The sequence below is a fragment of the Paenibacillus nicotianae genome, assembly GCF_042681745.1.
In the GTDB taxonomy this organism is placed as follows: Bacteria; Bacillota; Bacilli; order Paenibacillales; family Paenibacillaceae; genus Saccharibacillus; species Saccharibacillus nicotianae.
In genome coordinates, this window is record NZ_JBHUGF010000006.1 from 68,678 (window position 1) to 91,745 (window position 23,068).

20 protein-coding genes are annotated in these 23,068 nt (G+C 40.7%); 6 read left to right on the forward strand and 14 right to left on the reverse strand.

Annotated features, from left to right (window positions below):
• Positions 1-24 precede the first annotated feature (24 nt).
• The 5 genes from ACFSGI_RS02710 to kduI all read right to left on the reverse strand — a co-directional run bounded on the left by ACFSGI_RS02710 (position 25) and on the right by kduI (position 4,379).
• A complete protein-coding gene (locus ACFSGI_RS02710) occupies positions 25-855 on the reverse strand; it encodes an SDR family NAD(P)-dependent oxidoreductase (RefSeq protein WP_204827084.1) in 831 nt (276 codons plus the stop codon).
• A gap of 199 nt (positions 856-1,054) precedes the next feature.
• Complete coding sequence (locus tag ACFSGI_RS02715; protein ID WP_379282361.1) at positions 1,055-1,903, reverse strand: sugar phosphate isomerase/epimerase family protein; 849 nt, start codon at positions 1,901-1,903, stop codon at positions 1,055-1,057.
• Positions 1,904-1,972: 69 nt separating this feature from the next.
• Positions 1,973-2,725, reverse strand: a complete 753-nt coding sequence (gene kduD / locus ACFSGI_RS02720) for a 2-dehydro-3-deoxy-D-gluconate 5-dehydrogenase KduD (RefSeq protein ID WP_204827083.1) — start codon at positions 2,723-2,725, stop codon at positions 1,973-1,975.
• Positions 2,726-2,742: 17 nt separating this feature from the next.
• The gene (locus tag ACFSGI_RS02725) at positions 2,743-3,504 is read right to left on the reverse strand and encodes a DeoR/GlpR family DNA-binding transcription regulator (RefSeq protein WP_204827082.1); all 762 of its coding nucleotides are present in this window, start codon (positions 3,502-3,504) and stop codon (positions 2,743-2,745) included.
• A gap of 44 nt (positions 3,505-3,548) precedes the next feature.
• The gene (gene kduI, locus ACFSGI_RS02730; RefSeq protein ID WP_204827081.1) at positions 3,549-4,379 is read right to left on the reverse strand and encodes a 5-dehydro-4-deoxy-D-glucuronate isomerase; all 831 of its coding nucleotides are present in this window, start codon (positions 4,377-4,379) and stop codon (positions 3,549-3,551) included.
• Positions 4,380-4,641: 262 nt separating this feature from the next.
• Here kduI and ACFSGI_RS02735 point away from each other — a divergent pair, with 262 nt between their 5' ends.
• The 6 genes from ACFSGI_RS02735 to galU all read left to right on the forward strand — a co-directional run bounded on the left by ACFSGI_RS02735 (position 4,642) and on the right by galU (position 11,534).
• Positions 4,642-5,313: a response regulator transcription factor gene (locus tag ACFSGI_RS02735; RefSeq protein WP_204827080.1), complete on the forward strand. Its 672-nt coding sequence runs from the start codon at positions 4,642-4,644 to the stop codon at positions 5,311-5,313.
• 2 nt (positions 5,314-5,315) lie between these two features.
• On the forward strand, positions 5,316-6,839 hold the full coding sequence (locus ACFSGI_RS02740) for a sensor histidine kinase (RefSeq protein ID WP_204827079.1): 1,524 nt from the start codon (positions 5,316-5,318) through the stop codon (positions 6,837-6,839).
• 245 nt (positions 6,840-7,084) lie between these two features.
• Positions 7,085-9,148, forward strand: a complete 2,064-nt coding sequence (locus ACFSGI_RS02745) for an ArnT family glycosyltransferase (RefSeq protein ID WP_204827078.1) — start codon at positions 7,085-7,087, stop codon at positions 9,146-9,148.
• Between the two features lie 54 nt (positions 9,149-9,202).
• Positions 9,203-10,207, forward strand: a complete 1,005-nt coding sequence (locus tag ACFSGI_RS02750) for a glycosyltransferase family 2 protein (RefSeq protein ID WP_204827077.1) — start codon at positions 9,203-9,205, stop codon at positions 10,205-10,207.
• On the forward strand, positions 10,194-10,571 hold the full coding sequence (locus tag ACFSGI_RS02755) for a GtrA family protein (RefSeq protein WP_204827076.1): 378 nt from the start codon (positions 10,194-10,196) through the stop codon (positions 10,569-10,571). Before ACFSGI_RS02750 ends, ACFSGI_RS02755 begins: the two co-directional genes overlap by 14 nt.
• Positions 10,572-10,637: 66 nt before the next feature.
• The gene (gene galU / locus ACFSGI_RS02760) at positions 10,638-11,534 is read left to right on the forward strand and encodes a UTP--glucose-1-phosphate uridylyltransferase GalU (RefSeq protein WP_204827075.1); all 897 of its coding nucleotides are present in this window, start codon (positions 10,638-10,640) and stop codon (positions 11,532-11,534) included.
• 277 nt (positions 11,535-11,811) lie between these two features.
• Here the strand turns inward: galU and cyoD are convergent, their stop codons facing one another.
• The 9 genes from cyoD to ACFSGI_RS02805 form a co-directional block, all read right to left on the reverse strand.
• Positions 11,812-12,153, reverse strand: coding sequence for a cytochrome o ubiquinol oxidase subunit IV (cyoD, locus tag ACFSGI_RS02765; protein ID WP_204827074.1), 342 nt, complete (start codon positions 12,151-12,153; stop codon positions 11,812-11,814).
• Position 12,154: 1 nt separating this feature from the next.
• A complete protein-coding gene (gene cyoC / locus ACFSGI_RS02770; RefSeq protein WP_204827073.1) occupies positions 12,155-12,775 on the reverse strand; it encodes a cytochrome o ubiquinol oxidase subunit III in 621 nt (206 codons plus the stop codon).
• Positions 12,775-14,751, reverse strand: a complete 1,977-nt coding sequence (locus ACFSGI_RS02775) for a cbb3-type cytochrome c oxidase subunit I (protein ID WP_204827072.1) — start codon at positions 14,749-14,751, stop codon at positions 12,775-12,777. Before ACFSGI_RS02775 ends, cyoC begins: the two co-directional genes overlap by 1 nt.
• A 68-nt stretch (positions 14,752-14,819) precedes the next feature.
• Positions 14,820-15,851, reverse strand: coding sequence for a cytochrome aa3 quinol oxidase subunit II (gene qoxA, locus ACFSGI_RS02780; protein ID WP_204827071.1), 1,032 nt, complete (start codon positions 15,849-15,851; stop codon positions 14,820-14,822).
• 287 nt (positions 15,852-16,138) lie between these two features.
• A complete protein-coding gene (locus ACFSGI_RS02785) occupies positions 16,139-16,414 on the reverse strand; it encodes a hypothetical protein (protein WP_379282372.1) in 276 nt (91 codons plus the stop codon).
• A gap of 369 nt (positions 16,415-16,783) precedes the next feature.
• Complete coding sequence (locus ACFSGI_RS02790) at positions 16,784-19,207, reverse strand: glycoside hydrolase family 95 protein (RefSeq protein WP_204827070.1); 2,424 nt, start codon at positions 19,205-19,207, stop codon at positions 16,784-16,786.
• A 101-nt stretch (positions 19,208-19,308) separates the two neighbouring features.
• Positions 19,309-21,000, reverse strand: a complete 1,692-nt coding sequence (locus ACFSGI_RS02795) for an ABC transporter substrate-binding protein (protein WP_204827069.1) — start codon at positions 20,998-21,000, stop codon at positions 19,309-19,311.
• Positions 21,001-21,099: 99 nt separating this feature from the next.
• Entirely contained in the window at positions 21,100-22,002 is a 903-nt protein-coding gene (locus tag ACFSGI_RS02800; protein ID WP_204827068.1) for a carbohydrate ABC transporter permease, read from the reverse strand.
• 31 nt (positions 22,003-22,033) lie between these two features.
• Positions 22,034-23,014 carry an ABC transporter permease gene (locus ACFSGI_RS02805; protein WP_204827067.1) on the reverse strand — a complete coding sequence of 327 codons (981 nt, stop codon included), beginning with the start codon at positions 23,012-23,014 and terminating at the stop codon, positions 22,034-22,036.
• Positions 23,015-23,068 lie beyond the last annotated feature (54 nt).

Genomic DNA, 23,068 nt, shown 5'->3' on the forward strand with positions numbered 1-23,068 from the left:
GTCTATTTCTTATATAACCATAACTTAATCTTTGTCTAAATGATTGTAAATAGCGCCCCAGCCATAACCTGCTTCTGGAGAGGTATCTTCTGGCATCCCCGGCAAAATCAATCCACCATCAACGCGTAAATTGATTCCTGTAATATAAGAAGCATCATCAGAAGATAACCATGCTACTGCTTTGCCGATATCAGCCGGTGTACCCATACGTCCCAAAGGAATCTTACGTCCTAATGGTTGCTTAATCGCATCATACTCTAATCGATTTACAGTAGCGCCCGGGCCTACACAATTCACCCGTATACCATACGGAGCAAATTCAAGTGCAAATGAAGCCGCAGAGCGTATCAACGCTGCTTTCATTCCACCATAGATACTATCTGTAGGATAAGCACGTTCTGCGCGGGAAGAAGTAATAAAAATAATATTGCCTGCAATCTCTTGCTCAATCATCGCTTGGGCTGCATATTTGGAAGCTAGTATAGGTGCACGATAATTAAGATGAATCGAGTGATCCAAATGTTCCATTTCTAAGTCTAACAGAGCTGAACCATTGCCTCCACCTGCATTGTTAACAAGTAAGTCGATCCGTCCGAAATGTGCTAAGGTCTGCTTAATCACAGATTCCGGTTGATCCGGTTGTGTCAGATCAGTCTGAATCGCAAAAGGCTGTGCTCCATAAATATGTGATAATTCTTGAGTAACCGTATCGATATCTTCTGATTCTGAATGATACGTTAGCGCGACCCGATACCCGTTATGAGCTAATACTTCAGCAATTCCACGTCCAAGTCCAATACCTGCTCCGGTAATCAAAGCTACTTTTCGATTCCGATGATGCAATAATTGAGACATAATATCCTCCCTTTTCCTACTCTGATCTACTTGTTGCTCTAGCGGTGAAAAAGAAAAAGAACATGAACTTAAAGTATGAAGCTTATTGAAGATGATAGCAATCATTTAATATTTTACCTAATTCTACAAAAAAGAACAGCCCTTTAATCAAGGCTGTTCTTCAACAAAAGGATATCAAAAAATAATCATGGATTAGCAGTTAAGACTGTACGTTTTGCCAGATTTGGCGCATGTATAGTGATGCCTGCGGAAGATCTTCTAAAGGCACACCTTCCAGTGAAATATCGATATGAGGTTTGTATTGCTGAAGCAAGCGGAAAAATAATGGATAATCCAGTATCCCTTTACCTGCTGTACTATAAGGCTTACTACCGTCCGGTGCAAATGTAAAATCTTTAGCATGGATTAACAACATACGATGAGCCAGCTTTTCAAATGTATCGCGTAGAAATTCTTCTTGATGGTCTACATGTTCGATTTTCATCATATTACAAGGATCAAACAGCATGCCTATCGCTGTAGTAGGAATATCTTCGATTAACTGTAACATCCGCTCAGTAGAATGAAGGGTGTGGTCAGCAACCGGTTCAATTGCCATATGTACGCCCCATTTATCCGCTTCTTCAGCGAGTTCGGATATCGTTTCTTCCAAAATACGCCAGCCCACTTCGGCATACCGTTCCGGTTCTGAAGATTGATAGGTTGTATAACCTCCTGTTTCGGTAGCAACCATACTGCAACCAAAATCACGTGCATACCGCAAATGTTCTTTGAACCGTTCAATTCCATAACGACGTTCATTTTGATCTGGATGAATCGGATCAATATAACAACCCAGTACAGCGATGCGTACATTTTGACGATCAAATTGTTCAGCGATATGATTAGCAAGTCCAGGACTTAATCGACCATTTGATGTATCAATATCCGAGATCGCTTTAGCCAGTGCTAACTGAACAGAAGTGAACCCACCAGCAGACACTCTAGCAGCAAGTTCTGCGAGTGGCAATTGTCCATAGATATGTGCAAGTACTCCTTGTTTCATCATCACACTGCCTTTCTCTGATAGACTGTCTATTACAATTTCACTCTATATCGCAACATTTTCCAAATAAAATTAGCGTGCCATCCATCCACCATCTACACAGATGATATGCCCATTCAAGTAATCTGAAGCTTTGGAAGCTAAAAAGACGACAGGTCCTTGCATATCTTCGGCTGTTCCCCAGCGTCCTGCTGGAATACGATCTGTAATCGCATCGAAGCGAGCAGGATCAGCTACAATCGGCGCTGTATTATCAGTTAACATATAACCTGGAGCTATCGCATTGATCTGAATACCTTTGCTTGCCCATTCATTCGCAAGTGCTTTGGTAATCCCTGCCACACCATGTTTACTCGCTGTATAACCTGGCACATTAATACCGCCTTGATACGATAACATCGAAGCGACGCTAATAATTTTACCGCTTCCTTGTTCGATCATATGGCGACCTACCAACTGTGAAAGGTAAAATACAGTCTCTAGATTAATATCGATAACATCTGCAAAGTCTTTCCAGGGATGTTCCACTGCTGGAGAACGACGAATAATACCTGCATTGTTAACCAGAATATCGATTTTCCCTTTAAATGCTAATGCTTGATTCACTACATCTTCTAGTGTGTCATGCTTGCTAAGATCAGCTTCGATATTAATCGCTTCGCGTCCTAAAGCTTTTACTTTATCCACTGTATCTTGACTACTGGAATAAGAAACAGCAACGATATCTGCACCTGCTTGAGCAAGCCCTAATGCCATTCCTTGTCCCAGACCACCACTGGCTCCTGTCACAAGAGCTACTTTGCCGGTTAAATCAAAACTATTCATCGATATATCCATCCTTTCTACTGTATAGCGATATCCAATGGAAGATTGGATTCTTTAAAATGTTCTAGTTGTTCAGCAGACAAGCCATGATCGGTAATAATCATATCGAGCTGTTGGCAAGTCGCAAACGTCCACAGTGCAAATTGTCCAAACTTTTGATGATCGACTACCCCGTAGACGTGTTGCGCTGTTTCGACCAGTGCTTTTTTGAATGGAACCAGATCACCTGTATAGATCGACAATCCGAATTCAGGATGAAGCGCTGTAGACGATACAAATGCTTTATGAATATTCAGACCCCGTACATACTCTACTGCTTGCGAACTGATCAACATATTACGCGTTCGTTCCCCGCCAGGAACAACCAGACGTACTTGTTCACGCTTGGCAAGTTCGCTCAAAATAAACAGATCATTAGTGACTACGGTTAATGGAATATTAGGCAGTCGCTTAGCAATCTCAAGCGTAGTACTACCTCCATCGAGTGCAATAATGTCATTAGGCTGTATATAATGAAGCGCTCGTTCGGCGATTTCTACTTTTTCAGACATATGCTTGGTATTGGTTCCTTGACCGGATAAAATGCCATATTGATCATTTTGCGCCAGTACAGCTCCGCCATGTACACGAGTTAACAATCCCATATCTTCTAGCTTTGCTAAATCTTCACGAATCGTTTTGCCTGTTACATTCATCATCTCACTCAATTGACTAACTGTTACTTCTTGATGAGATATTAATATTTCCATAATGCGTTCATGACGCTTCAATGCACTCATAATTCCCCCGTCCCTTCCAGTATGATGCCGGAATGGTTTTGGGTTTATTTTAAATCTTTCATAGCAACCGCGTCCATATCATCGAACGTTTGATTTTCGCCAGCCATTGCCCAGCAAAATGTATAATTGCTTGTACCTACACCGCTATGGATCGACCAGCTTGGAGAAATCGCTACCTGTCCATCACGTACAACTAGATGTTTGGTATTTTGCGGTTCGCCCATAAAGTGGAACACAGTTGCATTTTCATCCAAATTGAAATACAGATAGACTTCCGAACGACGGTTATGAGTATGACAAGGCATCGTATTCCACATATTACCTGGAGCAAGTTCTGTAATCCCCATGACTAACTGACAGCTTTTGATACCGCCTTGATGAATATATTTATAGATCGTGCGCTCGTTCGATGTTTTGATATCACCCAGATGACTTGGTGTTGCATCTTCTTGAGTTGCTTTTACTGTAGGGTACTGATGGTGGGCTGGCGTGGATACAAAGTAAAATTTAGCCGGTTCACTACCGCTACCTGAAAAAGTCACTTCTTTGGTTCCCAGTCCGATATACAGACATTCTTTGGCAGCTACTTCGTATTCTTGACCATCTGCGGTAACTTTACCGGGAGCTCCAATATTGATAATCCCTATCTCACGACGTTCCAAGAAAAAGTCTGTTCCGATATCTTTAAGATTCACTTCTAATTTAATGTCTTTAGAAGCAGGTACAGCCGAACCAACAATATAGCGATCCACATGACTGTATACGGTTACAAGTTCGTCGGTTTGAAATAAAGATTCGATCAAAAATTCCTCACGTAGACGATCCGTATCAAAAGATTTCACATCATTCGGGTGAGACACATAACGGTTTTCCATAATTACTCATCCTCTCAATCAGTATAATTTGGATACAAACGTTCATATAAGTTCATTTTAGTTCATATCGTTCATTTTGTGAAGTGATTAATAATAATTTTTGGATTTTTTTACAAATTCGTTGATAGGCGTGTTGTTTAGTTGATGTTATGATCTACATAATGTGAACTTATCGTGTTCATGTATTCTTCATATTGATCTGATATGATAGTGCAAGCACTTGGTGCGATTATCTGATTACTTCTAAAAGGAGCGTTACAATATGGTACGTATTTTGATAGCTGATGATGATCCTTCCATTTTGGAATTAATTCATATGTATTTGAGTCGTGAAGGATATAGTGTGCATACTGCACGAGATGGTAAAGAAGCATTTGATATGCTTGGAAATGGCAAATGGGATTTGATTATTCTGGATGTGATGATGCCTCATATGGATGGATGGCAACTAACTCAAGATATTCGCCGGTATTATGGAGATGTACCGATTCTTCTAGTGACTGCGAAAGGAGAATCTGAAGATAAAATCAAAGGATTCCGTTTGGGTACAGATGATTATTTAGCGAAGCCTTTTGTAGCGGAAGAACTAGTGATGCGTGTCAAAGCCTTATTGCGACGCTATCGTATTTTTTCAGGCGAATCGCTTTCGATTGGTAATGTGAGATTGGATGCATCGACCAAAGAAGCCGATACAAATGGCAGTCTACAAGCTTTACCTGCCAAAGAATTTGATCTGTTATACACTCTTGCTGGATTTCCCGGACAGATTTTTACACGTGATCAGTTGATTGAGAAAATCTGGGGACATGATTATGATGGCGATGAGCGTACTGTCGATGTGCATATTAAGCGTCTACGCGATCGTTTTACAGAAGAAAATGGATTTGCGATCCAGACAATTCGGGGCATCGGTTACCGGATTGAGGTGAAATAGGGTTGAAAAATATTTATAGTCAGCTTGTACTGACGTTTATCGCAGTTGTAGTAGCCAGCTTTGTCATTACTTTACTGATGTCTGATTGGGTATTTCAACGACAACAGGTTAACTTTGTAGAAGATCGTATTTTGGCAGATGCTAAGTCTATGGCTGAGATTCAATCTTCTATTCCCAAAAATATGATTCAGAAATATCTAGATAGTCAGGGCGGACAGATGCAGATTGTAGTGATCGGCGCAGATGGTACGACTTATCGTTCTATTGGTGAAGGACCGGGAGGGCCTCCGGGACTTTCCCCTCCACCTGTACCTCCGACACCTCCTGCTTCTACAACAAGTACCTCAACAGATACAAAAAATAAAGCAAAACCAACACCTCCTGATCCTTTGAATCAATGGAATATTCCAGAGACAGTGAAAGAAGAAGTATTAAGTGGACAGGTCTATCACCCTACAGCTATACCGACTACCAATAACACTGTTCCTAGTTTTGATTTCTCATTTTTTAATTCAAAAGATAAAAAAGAACCCCGTTATGTCGGTGTACCGTTTGAACGTAATGGTCAAAAATATGCTCTTTTTGCTCGTCCTGCACCCGGTCATTTTGTGAATCAATTTAATAGTTGGATGTTTTTAGTCTTATCGGTCATGTTAGTGATTGGGGTTGTGCTGTTTTTATTTGCGGCTCGCTTAATTGCCAAGCCGATTGCCAAATTATCAGAAGCAACAAGACGTGTAGCCAAAGGCGATTATCAAGTTCGTGTAAATCTACGACGAAAAGATGAGATAGGTGAATTAAGCCGGAACTTTAATCGAATGATTGGCGAATTATCTAAGATCGAAGCGATGCGTCAAGAATTTGTATCCAATGTATCGCATGAGATTCAGACTCCTCTGACTTCTATTCGTGGATTTGCAGGCGCTTTGCGAGATAGTGCTTCTCCTGAACAAGTAAGACATTTGACGATTATCGAACAGGAAAGTGAACGATTATCCAAGCTCAGTAGCAATCTATTGAAGTTAGCTTCGCTTGATGTTGTGAAGCTTCATACCGTTCCTTTCCGTTTAGATGAACAAATCCGAATGTCTGTTGCTTCTTGTGTACCCCTTTGGATGGAAAAAAATATCGACCTATCTGCTGATCTCGACAAAATCACTTTTCATGGGGATGAGGATTTACTCAGTCAGGTATGGATTAACTTATTATCGAATGCGATCAAGTTCACGCCTGAACAAGGGAATATCTATATTACACTGACACATGATCAGCAATGGATTATAGTGTCTGTGCAAGATACCGGTTGCGGAATCGCACCTGATCATTTAGAACATATTTTTGATCGCTTTTACAAAGTCGATACTTCGCGTACATCGGTTACCGGTGGTAATGGATTAGGATTGTCGATTGTGCAGAAGATTATTGGATTGCATGGTGGACGAATAGAAGGCTCTAGCGATAATGGACAAGGAACGAAAATGACTGTTTTTTTACCGTTATCTGTTGAACCACCTAAAGGAGCTTAACTTTGTTAAATAAGACTGATACCGGTCTGAATAATAGAAGCGAGCTATATGCTTTTCAGGTTCTATTCATCCTGTATTCATTAAGCGAGAAATTCCTTGTACTTCAAGGGTTTCTCGCTTTTTTATATGTATTTATAGCAATCTTTAGCCGCCTTTAAGGGAACGTTCATTTTTTGTTCATAAAGCCTTGTTATATTTTTTACATAAAGTTACACGACGTGATCCACAAAGGAGGATATATACAAGTGAAAGAATCCCGTATTCGAAGGATAGATCCGATTTTAGCTGTACTGGCGCTTATCGCCGCGGGTCTTTCGCTATATAACATTAATCAATCAGGTGATCTGAATAGTTATTACACTGCTGCTACTACAAGCATGGTGCAGAGCTGGCACAATTTCTTTTTCAATGCTTATGATCCTGGTGGTTTTATTACGATTGATAAGCCTCCTGTCGCTTTCTGGCTTCAAGCGATCAGCGCCAAACTATTTGGAATCCATAGCTGGAGTCTAGCTTTACCGTCTGCACTTGGATTAGCTGGATCCGTTATTTTACTGTATCTCATTATTAAGCCTTATTTCGGAATCACTGCTGCACGTATAGCCGGACTTATTATGTCTTTGACACCAATCGCTGTAGCGGTTAGCCGGACGAATAATGCAGACAGCACACTTCTTTTCTTTTTGATGCTAGCGACTTATCTATTATTCAAAAGTGTACGTAGTGGCAAATTACTAACACTTTGTATATCATTCGGGCTAGTCGGAGTTGGATTTAATACCAAAATGCTTCAAGCGTTTATGGTGCTTCCTGCATTTTATCTACTGTACTGGTTAGCACGCAAAGGTCGATGGAAACAAAAACTACTTCATTTGTTAACAGCCAGTGTATTGATGGGAATGATCTCTCTTTCATGGGCAGTGATTGTAGATGTTACTCCTGCGGATCAACGTCCCTTTGTAGGAAGTAGTGGAACATCCAATTCAGTACTGGAACTTGCTCTTGGATACAATGGAATCAGTCGTCTTACAGGTGATTCTAGTGGTGGAGGTGGCGGTGGGACTATGCCATCTGGTGCGCCTGGTGGTCGTAGTCATAGTAACGAAACATCAAGCGCTATAAGCACAACAGAAGAATCAACGACAGCCAAGACTTCAACAGATACATCGTCTTCCCAAACATCGACACTATCCGCTCAGCCTACAAGCAATGCAGCTAGTTCCAATCAATCTGCATCTTCTGTGAGCACAACGAACGGAAATGCTCCACCACAAGGTGGATTTGGTGGTGGTAATGATGGACGTGGCGGCGGTGGAATGGGTGGTTCTGGTGGCGGTAGCAATGATGCTGGTGATGCTGGATTCCTTCGCTTATTTAGCACAGCCAATGCAGGGCAAATCGCTTGGTTCCTTCCTTTAGCCTTATTAAGTGCTTTGATATTATGGTGGCAACGCCGGGAACAACGACACTTTGTTCTCTTCTGGGCAGCATGGCTTGCACCGATGATTATCTTTTTCAGTATTGCAGGACATATTCATCGTTATTACTTTATTATGATGGCTCCTGCGATTGCCGCTCTCACAGGTGCAGCGATCGCTCATTTATGGCAAAATATACACAAGCGCTGGTTGACGGTATTTATGGCAATTGGTATCGCAACCGGATTATATATTACGATTTCGTTAGATCAAATGATTTTGGGTATTTTTACTGCTCTGATTGGCATCGTGTCTGTGGTAATTGCACTTCGTTCACGTCAAACGATGAACAGAATATCGCTTACTCTGGCGTTAGTCGCTTTACTTGTGGCACCTGCCTACTGGTCTATGACCCCAGCAATATATGGAGGCAATTCTACTCAACCATCTGCCGGGCCGGAACTAGCAACCTCTAGTGGGCGTAGTAACAGCTCTACAATCGATTCTGGTTTGATCACTTATTTGCAACAACATAAAACCGGTGAGAAATATCTGGTAGCTACTACTTCTTCACAGACAGCTACACCGATTATTTTAGCTACCGGATCACCTGTGATTGCTTGGGGCGGATTCAAAGGCTCTGATACGGCACTGACCACAACTCAATTAGAAGCGCTAGTCACAACTGGGCAACTCAAATATGTTATTCTTGGTGGCGGTATGGGTAGTGGAAGTTCAGATTTGACGACATGGGTACAAGAACATGGCACTGAAATTCCGCAAAGTGAATGGAGTGCTACCTCTACTGCATCAACCGATACTACCTCTCAAAGTTCTCAACGCGGGGGCGGGGGTAGAAGTTCTCAACTAACTTTGTATGAATTAAATTAATCGTAAACCAACTGTTTTTATAACATAAAGATGTATTTATAAGGAGGAATCACTATGCGCTATTCAATCGTTGTCCCTGTCTATAATGAGGAAGCTGTTGTGATGGAATGTTATCGTCGTCTTACTGAAGTGATGCAACAAACACACGAACCGTATGAATTGATTTTTGTAAACGATGGAAGTCGTGATCAGACTGCTTCGATGGTTAATCAACTTTGTGCTATGGATACGTCAGTGAAATTGATCGACTTTTCTCGTAATTTTGGTCATCAAATTGCGATTACAGCGGGTATGGATCATGCTCAAGGCGAAGCGATCGTTGTGATAGATGCTGATCTTCAAGATCCACCAGAATTGATTTTGCAAATGATCGACAAATGGAAAGAAGGCTACGATGTTGTCTACGCTACCCGGGCAGAACGTAAAGGAGAAACAGGCTTCAAAAAATGGTCTGCTTCGATGTTCTATCGTACACTTAACAAATTAAGTGATATTGATATTCCAATGGATACAGGAGACTTTCGTTTGATTGATCGTAAAGTATGCGAAGCGATGAAGACGTTAAAAGAAAATAATCGCTTTGTACGTGGTCTGGTGAGCTGGGTCGGATTCCGTCAAACGTCTATCAGTTATGTACGTGAAGAACGCTTTGCAGGTGAGACCAAGTATCCTCTTAAAAAAATGATCCGGTTTGCATCAGATGCACTGGTCGCTTTCTCTCTCAAACCTTTAAAACTAGCCAGTATTTTAGGTAGTGTTGTATCCTTGTTCAGTTTCTTTTATCTGATTTTTGTATTAGCACAGAAGTTACTGCATTTTTCAACGACACCCGGTTGGGCTTCGATCGTCGCAACGATCTTATTTTTAAATGGGATTACGTTAGTGATTCTTGGTCTTATCGGTGAATATATTGGCCGGATCTATGATGAAGTGAAGCAACGTCCTCTTTATCTTATACAGCAAACAAGAAATTTTGCTCAGGAACAACCGCTTCCTATTCATGAACAATTGCAAGAACAACGTCGTGTGATGAGCGAACAACGTCATGCTGGTTTCTAAATTATTTGCGAATCAAGCGATTCGCTTTGCTACAGTTGGTGTCTCCAATACAGTTATCGACTTTATCGTTTTTATGCTGTTACAGAGCGTTACAGGCGTTGTAGCAGCCCAATTTATTGGCTATGGTGCAGGGACGCTGAATAGTTACCTCTGGAACCGTCGTTGGACGTTTGCACGAGGTAAAGGCTTTGACTTTTCTGAAATGATTCGCTTTTTACTGGTGAATATCACAGTTGCGATCATTACTGCTATTGCAATCAGTCTAGTTCCTGCCAGTATTCCAGTCTGGATTGCCAAAATAGCTGTCACTATTCTAGGATTAGCAATCAATTATACAGTCAGCAAATTATGGGTATTCCGCTAAGCAAATATCCATATCACAGATATAGCTTACGTTTATGATTACAATACAGATTCAGGAGGCATTTCTATGAAAGTTCGTAAAGCGATTATACCTGCTGCAGGACTTGGCACACGTTTGTTGCCTGCTACCAAAGCTCAACCAAAAGAAATGTTACCTATCGTAGACAAACCAGCGATCCAATATATTATTGAAGAAGCCGTTGCGAGTGGAATCGAATCTATCCTTATTGTTACAGGACGTGGCAAACGTTCGATTGAAGATCATTTTGACCATTCGATCGAGCTTGAACTTGATTTGGCTTCTAAAGGAAAAAATGAGTTGTTGGAACAGGTAAATCGTATTTCTGAACTGGCAGATATTCATTATATTCGTCAAAAGAAACCTTTAGGTCTAGGGCATGCGATTTTGTGCGCTAAGCAATTTGTTGGAAATGAACCTTTTGCTGTACTGCTTGGTGATGATCTTATCGTTAATGAAGTGCCCGGATTACAGCAATTATTAAATCAACATGTGTATCCTTCTACAGCAATTGTAGGTGTACAACATGTCCCTTATGAACATACGAATAAATACGGCATTGTTGCTCCAGCAGTAATGCCTAAAGTCCCTTATTCAATTATTCCTGTCAGTGATATTGTAGAAAAACCTAATATCGAAGAGGCTCCCTCTGATCTAGCAGTCATAGGACGTTATGTATTGCCACCTGAAATCTTCGACTATTTAGAAGATACGTTACCCGGTAAAGGTGGCGAAATTCAATTAACCGATGCAATCTCACGCCTGCCTCATTTAGCCGCATTAGAGATTCAAGGCAATCGTTATGATATTGGTGATCCGCTGGGTTATGTCAAAGCAACGATTGATTTTGCTCTTCAGCGTCCTGAACTTCGTGATGAAGTCCAAACATATTTGGATCAATTACAGCATCGTGTTATTCCTTCTATCCCTCAATCATCATACTAATCTATCCTATAGCTAACCATCATACTGATGATGTGGTAGACTGCATCAAGTATTGATCCTGTATACAAAAAGAGCCTTGCTTTGCTGTTTGTCACAGCAGAACAAGGCTCTTTTTGCTATACTGCTTTTGTTATCTGTTATGTTTTGATAGCAAACAGAATAACAAAAAAAGCTCTTTCACCTTCACTACTACAGAGTCATCATCTGTAGCAGATCCAGCAAAAGAGCTTTTAAAGTATATCTCGTATCTAGTACTTATGAGTTCTAATCTAGTGGATTAGTATCCTACGCCGTTGTAAGCCATGATCCATACAGAACCAGATACAACAACCAATACAATCGCTAGACCAAAAATCAAAGCCATTACGTTCCAACGAGGTTGGTTACCCGTACGATCGCGTACATGCATAAAGAAGAATAGCTGTACAACGAACTGCAATACTGCAGTGATCATAACAATTAGAATCGTTGGTCCTGCTTTGAACATATGGTTCATCACAACAACTAACGGAATAATCGTTAAGATAATCGAAAGGATAAAACCAATGATATAAGATTTAAGCGAGCCATGAGCATGATCTTCACCATGTGCATGTGAATCTGTTGAATGCTGCGCCATATTACATCACCCCCAACAAGTAGACGACGGATAGCAAGAAGATCCATACCGCGTCCAAAAAGTGCCAGTACAAGCTGATGACGTTAATTTTACCGCGTGTTACGTCAGTGATACCACGACGAGACAGTTGGATAATCAATAACAACATCCATACTAGACCAACTGAAACGTGAAGTCCGTGAGTCCCTACAAGCGTAAAGAATGCACTGAAGAATGCACTTGCCGAGATACCATGTCCTTCATTAATCAATTTCGCGAACTCTGTTACTTCAAGCCCGATAAACGAAGCTCCTAGAATAAAAGTAACGATCAACCAACCAATTAGTTGTTTCACTTTTCCTTTGTTCATAGCAAGTACAGCAAGTCCACTTGTAAAACTACTTGTTAACAAGATAAATGTCTCAGCAATAACGCCAGGCATTTCGAATATTTCTGCACCGCCAGGACCACCAGCGGTGTTTTTATGAAGTACAACATACGTTGCAAACAAAGTACCGAACAAGATAACGTCGGTAATCAGGAAAATCCAAAAGCCAAGCATTTTCATTTCCTGCGGATCGTGATGTCCGTGGTCATGACTATGATCATGGTCGTGACCATGCTGTGATACAGCTTGTGCCATTAGACCGTCCCCCTTATCGATGCTTCCGTCTTCTCGATTTCTTCAACTGGAATGTAATAGTCGGTATCGTATTGGAAAGAGCGAGCAATCATACAACCTGCTACACCAATCAGACCAAGAACCGCCATCCATGTCCACAAGAAGACAAAGCCGAATCCGGCAATAAAGAAGAATGTTGACATTATAATTGGAATCGAAGAGTTTTTCGGCATATGAATAGGAGCATATACAGGTTTCGGCGGATTTTTCGGAAGCTTACCAGCCGCACGACGCTGTTTCTCCACCCATAGCGGATCTCTACTATCCACAACTGGAACCACTGCAAAGTTATACTCTGGTGCAGGAGAAGGAATACTCCATTCCAGTGTATGAGCGTCCCAGATATCGCCAGTCGTATCGACTTCACGATTTTTGATACTGTAAGCAATTTGAAGTACTTGGAACAAGAATGCTACACCCATCAAGTATGCACCCATAGTGGATACAACGTTTAATGGACCCCAGCCAGTGTCCCAATCAAATGTACTGATACGACGAGTCATACCCATTAGACCGAGCAAGTATTGAGGCATGAAACATACGTAGAAACCGATGTTCCAGAACCAGAATGCCCATCTACCTAATGTTTCGTTCAGTTTGAAACCGAACATTTTTGGCCACCAGTAGTACATACCAGCGAAGTAACCGAATACTACACCACCAATAAGAACTTGGTGGAAGTGAGCAATCAGGAAGTAACTGTTATGATACTGGAAGTCAGCAGGAGCAACAGACAATAGAACCCCTGTCATACCACCGATAATAAAACATGGGATAAATCCGATCGTCCAGAGCATCGGCAGATCGAAGCGAATTCGACCACGATACATCGTAAACAACCAGTTAAAGATTTTAACCCCTGTAGGAATTGCAATCAGCATCGTTGATAATGCGAAGAACGCATTAACATCTGCGCCGGAACCCATCGTGAAGAAGTGATGCGCCCAGGTAAAGAACGATACGAATGCAATAATCAACATGGCGAATACCATGGATGTGTAACCAAATAGCTTTTTACGTGAGAATACGCTGACGATTTCGGAGAAAATACCGAACGCCGGTAAAATAACAATGTATACCTCAGGGTGACCCCACATCCAGATCAAGTTGATATACATCATCGGGTTACCGCCACCATCGAGTGTAAAGAAGTGAGCCCCCGCAAACCTATCGATAAACAACAGTGCTAGTGTAACTGTCAAAATTGGGAAAGCGAAAATGATAATGATACATGTCGCGAATACAGACCATGTAAACATAGGCATTTTCATAAATGTCATGCCTGGTGCACGCATTTTGATAATCGTTACTAAGAAGTTAATACCTGTTGCAAGGGAACCAATACCTGAGATCTGAATACCCCAGATGTAGAAGTTCTGTCCTGGTCCTGGATTAAACTGTAGTTCTGATAGTGGTGGATAACTCAACCAACCTGCATCCGGTGAACCACCGATAACGAAAGATAAGTTGAATAGCATCGCGCCCAAGAAGAACAACCAGAAACTTAATGCATTCAAAAATGGATAAGCTACATCGCGTGCTCCTAATTGAAGAGGAACTACGATATTAAAGAGTCCGAACATAAATGGCATCGCCATAAACAGGATCATAACTACGCCATGCGTTGTAAAGACCTGATTATAATGTTCAGGATGTAAAAATTCGAGATTTGGGAATGCGAGTTGAGTACGCATCATAATGGCATCCACGCCGCCACGGAACAACATCAAAATCGAAGCAAGAATATACATGATACCGATTTTTTTGTGGTCAACTGTTGTTAAATAATTACGCCACAACCAGCCCCATTTTTTGAAATAGGTGAGTCCCACAACGATAGCAATCATCGCAAGTCCGATAGATACATCTGCACCGTAAATTAGTGGGTCGCCGGTGACGAAAAAGTCAGATGCAAAATCTTTAATTTTCTCGAGCATCGGGGAGCTCCTTTCCCTGTCTTTTATGTCACACGCTACGGTACAACTAACTTCAAATAAATCTGAATTTAATTGCTAGTATTCGTGTCTGTGCTTTCTTGATCATTCATTTCCATGCCATCGTGATCGCCTGTGCCCATATCACTTTGTCCTTCTTCACTTTGCTTCTCATTGATCTGAGTAGAAGGTGTTGTATGAGTAGCACGATCTTTAGCTCCAGCTAAACCGCCTGGCAAGTATTTGGTAACCAGTTGTTGGAATAGACCTTCCGGGAATGCAGAAAACGTTTGTTTGTCAGCAGTTCCAGGAACCGTTAGCGATTGGTATGTCTCCATACTCATTGGTTTAGACTCGGTTTTTACTTTGTTCACCCAAGTCTGATATTGCTCGTCAGATACAGCATTCACATCGAATCTCATTTGGGAGAAGTGCTCACCACTGAAGTTAGCACCTGATCCAAAGAATGTTCCTTGATGATCAGCTTGTAGATACAATGTCATAGCCATACCCGACATCGTATAGATTTGTCCACCAAGTTCTGGAACCCAGAAAGAGTTCATAGGAGCATCAGAAGTCAGTTCAAATCGTACAGGAGTATCTTCTGGAATTGTGATTGAGTTCACAGAAGCAATACCTTCGTCCGGGTACATAAATAACCATTTCCAGTCCATAGATGCGACTTGGATTGTAATAGGTTCCTTCTGTGATTGAATAGCTACAGAAGGTTCTAACGCATAGGTGTAACGAACAGTTACAATACCAAGTACAGCAATAACGATGATTGGAATCCCCCACCAGATGGTTTCAAGCTTGGTGCTGTGGTTGAAATCCGGATCGTATTTTGCCTTTCTGCCTGGTTTGTCACGGTATCTCCACACTATAACAAAAGTGAGTATTGTTACCGGAACAATAACAATGGCAGTTAGAATCGTTGAAATCACGATTAGATCTCTTTGTCCTGCTGCAATAGGCCCTTTCGGATCGAGAACAAAGTAATTGTGGCTACCTGCATAAAGCGCCCATACTGTCAAAGCTAATGACAGAACCGACACAATAATCATAACCCACATCATAAGACGAGAACCCGGTTTTTTGTTCATCTTAATCCCCTTTCTCACATAACGTTTAAGACGTTCATAATATTGAAACCACACATTTCTATGTTAACACTAAGTGTGCTATTTGCGTATCCATAGAAGGTGTAAATTCCATGTTTTTTTGACTTGTTAACAAATCTGTCAATTTATTAACAGGTTATCGTGAATCTTTTCACATTATTTATATATTATCATATTGTGATTCCGTAAAAAAGCCCCTTTAAGAATTAATTCTTAAAGGAGCATATATTTAATTAAAAAAAGATTCATTTGATTTGCAAAAGAGCTATTTAATCGTCATTGATACTTTCTTTTCCTTCTTCATTACGCACTTGCATTGAACCGATCGATTTACCAATAAAGTAGATAAACACGCTACCTACTACACATCCGATCCCCATCATCAATCCAGCATTGTTATCGTTAAATGGTTGGATATTCAAAATAATCGTTACTACACCAACAACAAAAGCAATCCAACCTATAATTGTTAGCAAACGAGTCAATCCACGTGCATTTTTGCCGGGTGAATTTGAATTTGAACGGCCTTTTGTATTTGTCGCCATGATTAAGCACTCCCCTCTTCTGTTAGTAGCCATCGTTACTCCAATCTAGGAGCACTTTAAAGATTACGTTTCTATTTGTTATAGTTTCTATTACCACAATTTGACCCTTTTGATTCGTTATTTAATTATATTCTTTTTATTTCTCTTTTATTTAGTACAAATTATTGTCAAATGTCATCTATTTTATCGGCAAAAAGGCGATATTCTCTGTCTTCTTCAGAAAATGCCGCCTTTTTTCATCTCTAATTTAATATATTTATAGTTACATATTTAATAAGAATATATTTATATATAGAAGAAAAAATATTTTTCTACTGCTGAGGATCAAAATATGGATAGATTTATAGTGTAATTCAAAAGCTCATATGTCTATACTTTTGTATGCAACGTGTAACTTCTGCCTGCTTCAGCAGTAAACTCGATCACAAAATCACTTTGTTGATCATCCGGTTCTATCAGTGTCGAAGCTGTTAATGGATCTTCCAGTTGCAAAGCAATAGCGCTGACCAATCGACATGTCCCATGAAACTGCGATTCTACTGTGACTTCTACCAGTTGCCCTTGTTGCCAGTGCATATCTACCGTATATCCACCACGCGCACGTAACCCTTTCACGATTCCTTTATTCCAGACTTGTGGCAGAGCAGGCAGTAAATGCAGTTCTTGTAAATGGCTCTGAAGCAACATCTCAGCTATACCTGCGGTTCCACCAAAATTACCATCAATCTGAAATGGAGGATGAGCATCAAATAGATTCGGATAGGTAGAACGTGACAACAACGTACTTACAAATTCATGCGCTGTTTCTCCATCTAACAAACGAGCATATAGATTAATCAGCCAAGCGCAACTCCATCCTGTATGCCCTCCGCCATGTTGAATACGGCGTTCGAGCGAGATACGCGCAGCTTCGACTAACTCAGGAGTCTGATAACGATTAATCTCATGCCCGGGGTACAGACCATACAAATGAGACACATGACGATGACCTGGTTCGTGTTCTTCATAATCTTTGTACCATTCTTGCAATTGACCATGACGACCAATATGACAAGGATATAGACGCTTATACGCATCTTGTAATTGACTTGCCCAATCTTGATCCACTTCAAGCAATGCTGTACTGGTGATACAATGCTCAAATAACTCGCGAATCAATGTCATATCCATAGTGGATGCCGCTGATGTACTGCAAGCTTCTCCAGAAGAAGTTAGAAATTTATTCTCAGGCGACGTCGAAGGAACAGTAACCAAATAACCTTCACGATCTTCTACCAACCAATCCAGTGCAAATTGAGCCGCTTCTTTCAAAATCGGATAAGCCGTCTCCTGCAAAAAGTCTAGATCACGATGATATTCATAATGTTCCCATAGATGTGCACATAACCATATTCCACCTAAAGGCCAGAATGCCCAGCTTGCATCTCCTTGAGTGGGTACAGATAATCGCCAGAGATCACTATTATGATGGGTTGTCCACCCTTTAGCTCCATAGTGTACTTTCGCCACTTCTTGCCCGCTTTGACTTAGATCTTCAATCATTTGAAATAAAGGTTGATGACATTCAGACAACTGACATACTTCAGCAGGCCAGTAATTCATTTGAGTATTGATATTTGTGGTGTAATCACTATTCCATGGAGCTTGTACATGTTCGTTCCATATCCCTTGTAGATTAGCCGGCTCACTTCCAGGTCGTGACGACGAGATTAACAAATATCTTCCATAATGAAAATAGAGCGCTTCTAACTCTGGATCATGACGATGCTGTTGATATTGTTGTAGTCGCTGATCAGTTGGTAACTCATGAGCTGGTATATTTGGATCGGATGCAGATGCTAATTGAATTTGTTCATCTTCTAACTGCAATTCTACCCGATTAAATAGGCTCTTATAGTCTGCTAAATGCTGTTCTAACAAAGACTCGTATCCGATATTTCCTGCTTGATCAAGAATCGCTGTACATTCTTCTGATAATACACGTCCGCTACTTCCCGGTAATTGATCATATCCTTCGAAATTAGTAACAACCGATAATACAATCATAATTTCATGTGCTTGTTCAACAAATAAGTGCTGATCTTTGGCTTGAATATGCCCTTGATCGACAAACACTTTGATCCCTACATGAAATTGAATACCTTTCTCTGCTTCTGCATGATAAGCATACGGTGGTTCTATTCGGCGGTAATCTTCGATACTTGGCAAGCAATAGCCAGCTAGAGATAATTCATGATCCTGCGTCTTGATCTGATGCGGTTGTACACTGTCGAGCCGTACACGAATACTCAGAGGCTGCTCACTATTACTACGTAATCGATAGACTATCGCTTGATGAGGATGACTGACAAATACTTCTTTTTCAATACGATGTCCATCTGCTTGCCATGATGTGCGGGTCAGTGCTTGATCGACCAGTAGCTCACGTCGATAATCTGTTATGTCAGGTTGAGCAGAAGGGTATTCTATATCTACCCACAAGTCACCTACAGGTTGATAGCCTTCTGTATCTTGTCCTAACATACTGGTATTAATAATCGCTTGCGCTTTTTCCAATTGGTTATCAAAAATCAATTCTCGAACGTGAGATAATTCAGCTAGACTACTAGGATTCACAGTTTCACGAGGTCGACCAGACCATAATGTATCTTCATTCAATTGAATACGATCATGCTGAGTACCACCGAATACCATTCCTCCCAGACGACCATTTCCTATAGGCAAAGCTTCTTCCCACAGTTGTGCTGGTTGGTTGTACCACAGCTTCCATAATGACTGCTTATTTTGATCCATCGGTATATGACCTCCTGATTGAATTTCATACATAAAGGGGCTTCGTTAATCCGAAGCCCCTCTGTGTGCTGTATTACAGCTTTTGCAATTATCTAAGATATTTATTTGGCAGTGACAGGTTTGCTCCACAATTCAACCGTATCTTTGATCAATTGTGTATACGAAGCTTCCATTTTTTTCATTGGTTCTGTACTTAGTTCAGCAACCATTTCATCGTAAATACCATCAAATTCTGATGGAGAAGCTAAAATGGCTTCTGGAATACGTTTACGTACAATATCTTGTCCTTTTTGGAAGTTTACAGTGTATTCTTGATCATCCGGTGATGGTAAGTTATACGCTGCACCCCATGGTTTAACCGGGAACTCATCTTTTTGCGGGAAGATATCTTTCCATGTTGTTGCACCATAAGCTTTTAGTGTTTCTTTTTCAGCAGGAGTATAACCTGCGATGATTTGTTCCGGGAAATTGGTTGTGTAATAGTTACCTGATGGATCTTTTACTCCATCGCCGTAATGCACAGCAAATGCAGTATATCCGCTTACACCTGTTGTTTTAACAAAGTTCGTATTGTCATTGGTTTTTTTATCTTGAACATCCGCAGGAATCACGCGTTTGCCATCTTTCATTTCATAATGCTTGCCTTCGATACCCCATTGATTCAAGATTTGAGCTTCATCAGAAGACATCCAATCTAAGAATTTGATAATACGGATAGGATCTTTAGCTGATGTCGTAATCCCTACACCATAACCTACTGGTGCTCCGATATCCTGGAATGAACGATCTTTTGTTTCTGTTGTTAACTGTACAGGATAGTGACCGTACGTACGCTCAGCCATACCTGAAGATTTCAAAGCATTTTCAGCTTGTTGGTAATCCCAATCTTGATCGATAAGACCAAGAACACGTCCGCTTGCAATTTTAGAGTTGTATTGGTCTGTTTTTTGTGTGAATGTCTCAGGATCTAACAAACCTTCGTTATACATATGGTTTAACCAGCGGAAATATTCTTTTTCTTCCGGACGTTTGTAATGAAGTTGCGCTTCATACGTTTCAGGATTGATATAGAATTCACCATCATCCGGTGCTCCAGTAGACAAGAACGCTGGATTTGTAACCGTAATCATAATTTTCCAGTCATCTGCATTGAGAGACAATGGAATCGTTGGTTGTCCATTGATTGTTGGATGTTTTTCTTTGTAATCTTTTAATACTTTTTCGAAATCTTTAACCGTTTCGATTTTAGGGTATCCCATTTCTTTCATAACAGCATGCTGAACTTCAAATCCACCACCTGCATCAAAGCTAGTTTGCCCTACGCCTGCATTGGTTGGTAATACATAGATAGAAGGATCTTCTTTACTGTATTGCAAGCGAGCAAGATCGTCTCCATATACTTTTTTGATATTCGGGCCATATTTATTAATGAGATCAGTCAGGTCGATTAATGCTCCTGCTTCTACTAATTTGCTGATCGAACCTTTAGGGAAAATCATATCTGGATACGTACCGGAAGCCGTCATCAAAGCAATCTTTTGAGTACCTCCGCCACTTACATCATACTCTGCATTGATCGTAACATTGGTTGCTTTTGTAATTTCTTTACCGACTTCATCTTGCATACTATTCCATGTTGGGTTGGCATCAGAACCGAAAAATGAAATGGTAATCGGTGTAGATACATCGGATGTTTCCGTTTCTACTGGATCTGAACTTCCGCATGCTGTTACACTCGCAAGTGCAAAGACTAATAATGGAGCCAAAGCATATCTGAATAATTTTCTCGGCATTAAAATTGCCTCCCTTTTGAATATAGATATTGCTTCAATCATAGAACAGGGTAGAAATAAGTATATGCTAAGGTGGTGACACACCACCCGGTAGCCGTATTAAGCTTTCACTGCGCCTAGCGTCATACCACTAACAAAGTACTTCTGCAAGAATGGATATACAGCCAAGATCGGTAACGTAACAACAATTGTAATCGCCATTCGAATCGATTCTGGTGAAATACTTGCCATTTGCTTCGCCATATCGTTCGCATTGACTGCGCCATTTTGCTGGGTACTTTGTTGCAATACTTTCATCAACTCGTACTGTAGTGTTGTCCATTCCGGGCTGCTTGCATTATACAGATACGTATCAAACCAAGAATTCCATTGTCCAACTGCTAAGAACAAAGCGATCGTTGCAAGTACAGGCTTACATAATGGCAAAATCACTTTCCAATAGATTGTGAAATCATTCGCTCCGTCAAGCTTCGCTGATTCTTGTAATGCATACGGTAAGCCATCGATAAAGGAACGGATAATAAATACGTTAAATGCACTGACGATACCTGGTAATACATAGACCCAAAATGTTCCGATCAAGTGCAAGTCTCTCATCAACAAGAACGTAGGAACAAGACCCGCAGTAACATACATCGTTAATGCTAGAAAAGTAGAAATGAATTTGCGAGCTTGAAAATCAACCCGGCTTAGTGTGAATGCAAGCATCGAAGCACTAAGCAATCCAAGTAACGTACCTACAATCGTTCTAAGTACAGATATCCATGCCCCTGTTAACAATCCTTGATATTGAAAAATAGTGGCATAGTTCTCTAACGTAAATGCTCTTGGGAAAATATGAATTCCGCCTCGAACGGTATCTGTCGATTGATTTAACGAAATCGCAAGTACATTCAAGAAAGGATATAACGTCACTACAAGTACCATTAACATCACAATCGTATTACAAATATCGAATATTTTATCGCCTCTGGTCGCATTAAACGCTTTGTTTGCTGCCATGGTCGCTCGCCTCCTTTTGAATACAGATCATTTACATAATGCTTTCTTTGGTTGTTTTCTTGAAAATTCCATTAGCTGTAAACAACAAGATAATACTAATCACCGAGTTGAAAATACTAATAGCAGTACCGTAAGAATAACGGTTCATTTCCAATCCATATTTCAACGCGTACAAATCAAGCACTTGTGAATAATCCTGTACCAAATTGTTACCGAGCAAGAATTGCTTTTCAAAACCGATACTCACCAAATGTCCAATCGACATAATCAACAGCACTGTAATCGTGGTACGCATACCTGGAAGTGTAATATGCCACATTTGGCGAAAACGTCCAGCACCGTCTACACGAGAAGCTTCATACTGTTCCTGGTCAATACCTGTGATTGCTGCCAGATAGATAATGGTGTTCCAACCCATCTCTTTCCAAATATCTGAAGCGGTTACAATTCCCCAGAACCATTTGCCTTGCGCCATAAATTGAATCGGTTGATCGATAATATGCATCGATACTAACAGTTCGTTAACAATACCACCATCAGTCGATAACGACTTCGTTACAATCCCCGCTACAACAACCCATGATACAAAGTGAGGAAGATACGAAACAGTCTGTACTGTTCTTTTGAAAAACATGCCTCTCACTTCATTCAACAAGATGGCAAAAATAACAGGAACAACAAATCCAAAAATCAGACCCATAAAACTCATAGCCAGCGTATTACGTAGAGCTAAGTAAAATTGCTGATCTGCGAATAAGGCTGTAAATTGATCGAATCCAACCCATTTTTGAGCAAAAAATGACTTGGCTGGTTTGTAATTCTGGAAAGCCATCGTCCAGCCCCACAAAGGCACATAACTAAAAATGAAAGCCCAGATGACAAACGGCAGTGACATGAGATAGAGATAGCGTTGCTGCTTAAATATTTTCCAGAAGCCGCCGCCTCTTTTGATCGTTGTTTTGGATACTCGCTCTCCTTTTTGAGAAGAAGCACGCTTGGTTGTTGTGTCCATAATACAGTCCACCCTCCTATAATCGATCATTCATCCCTTTCGGGTTCCGCTTCT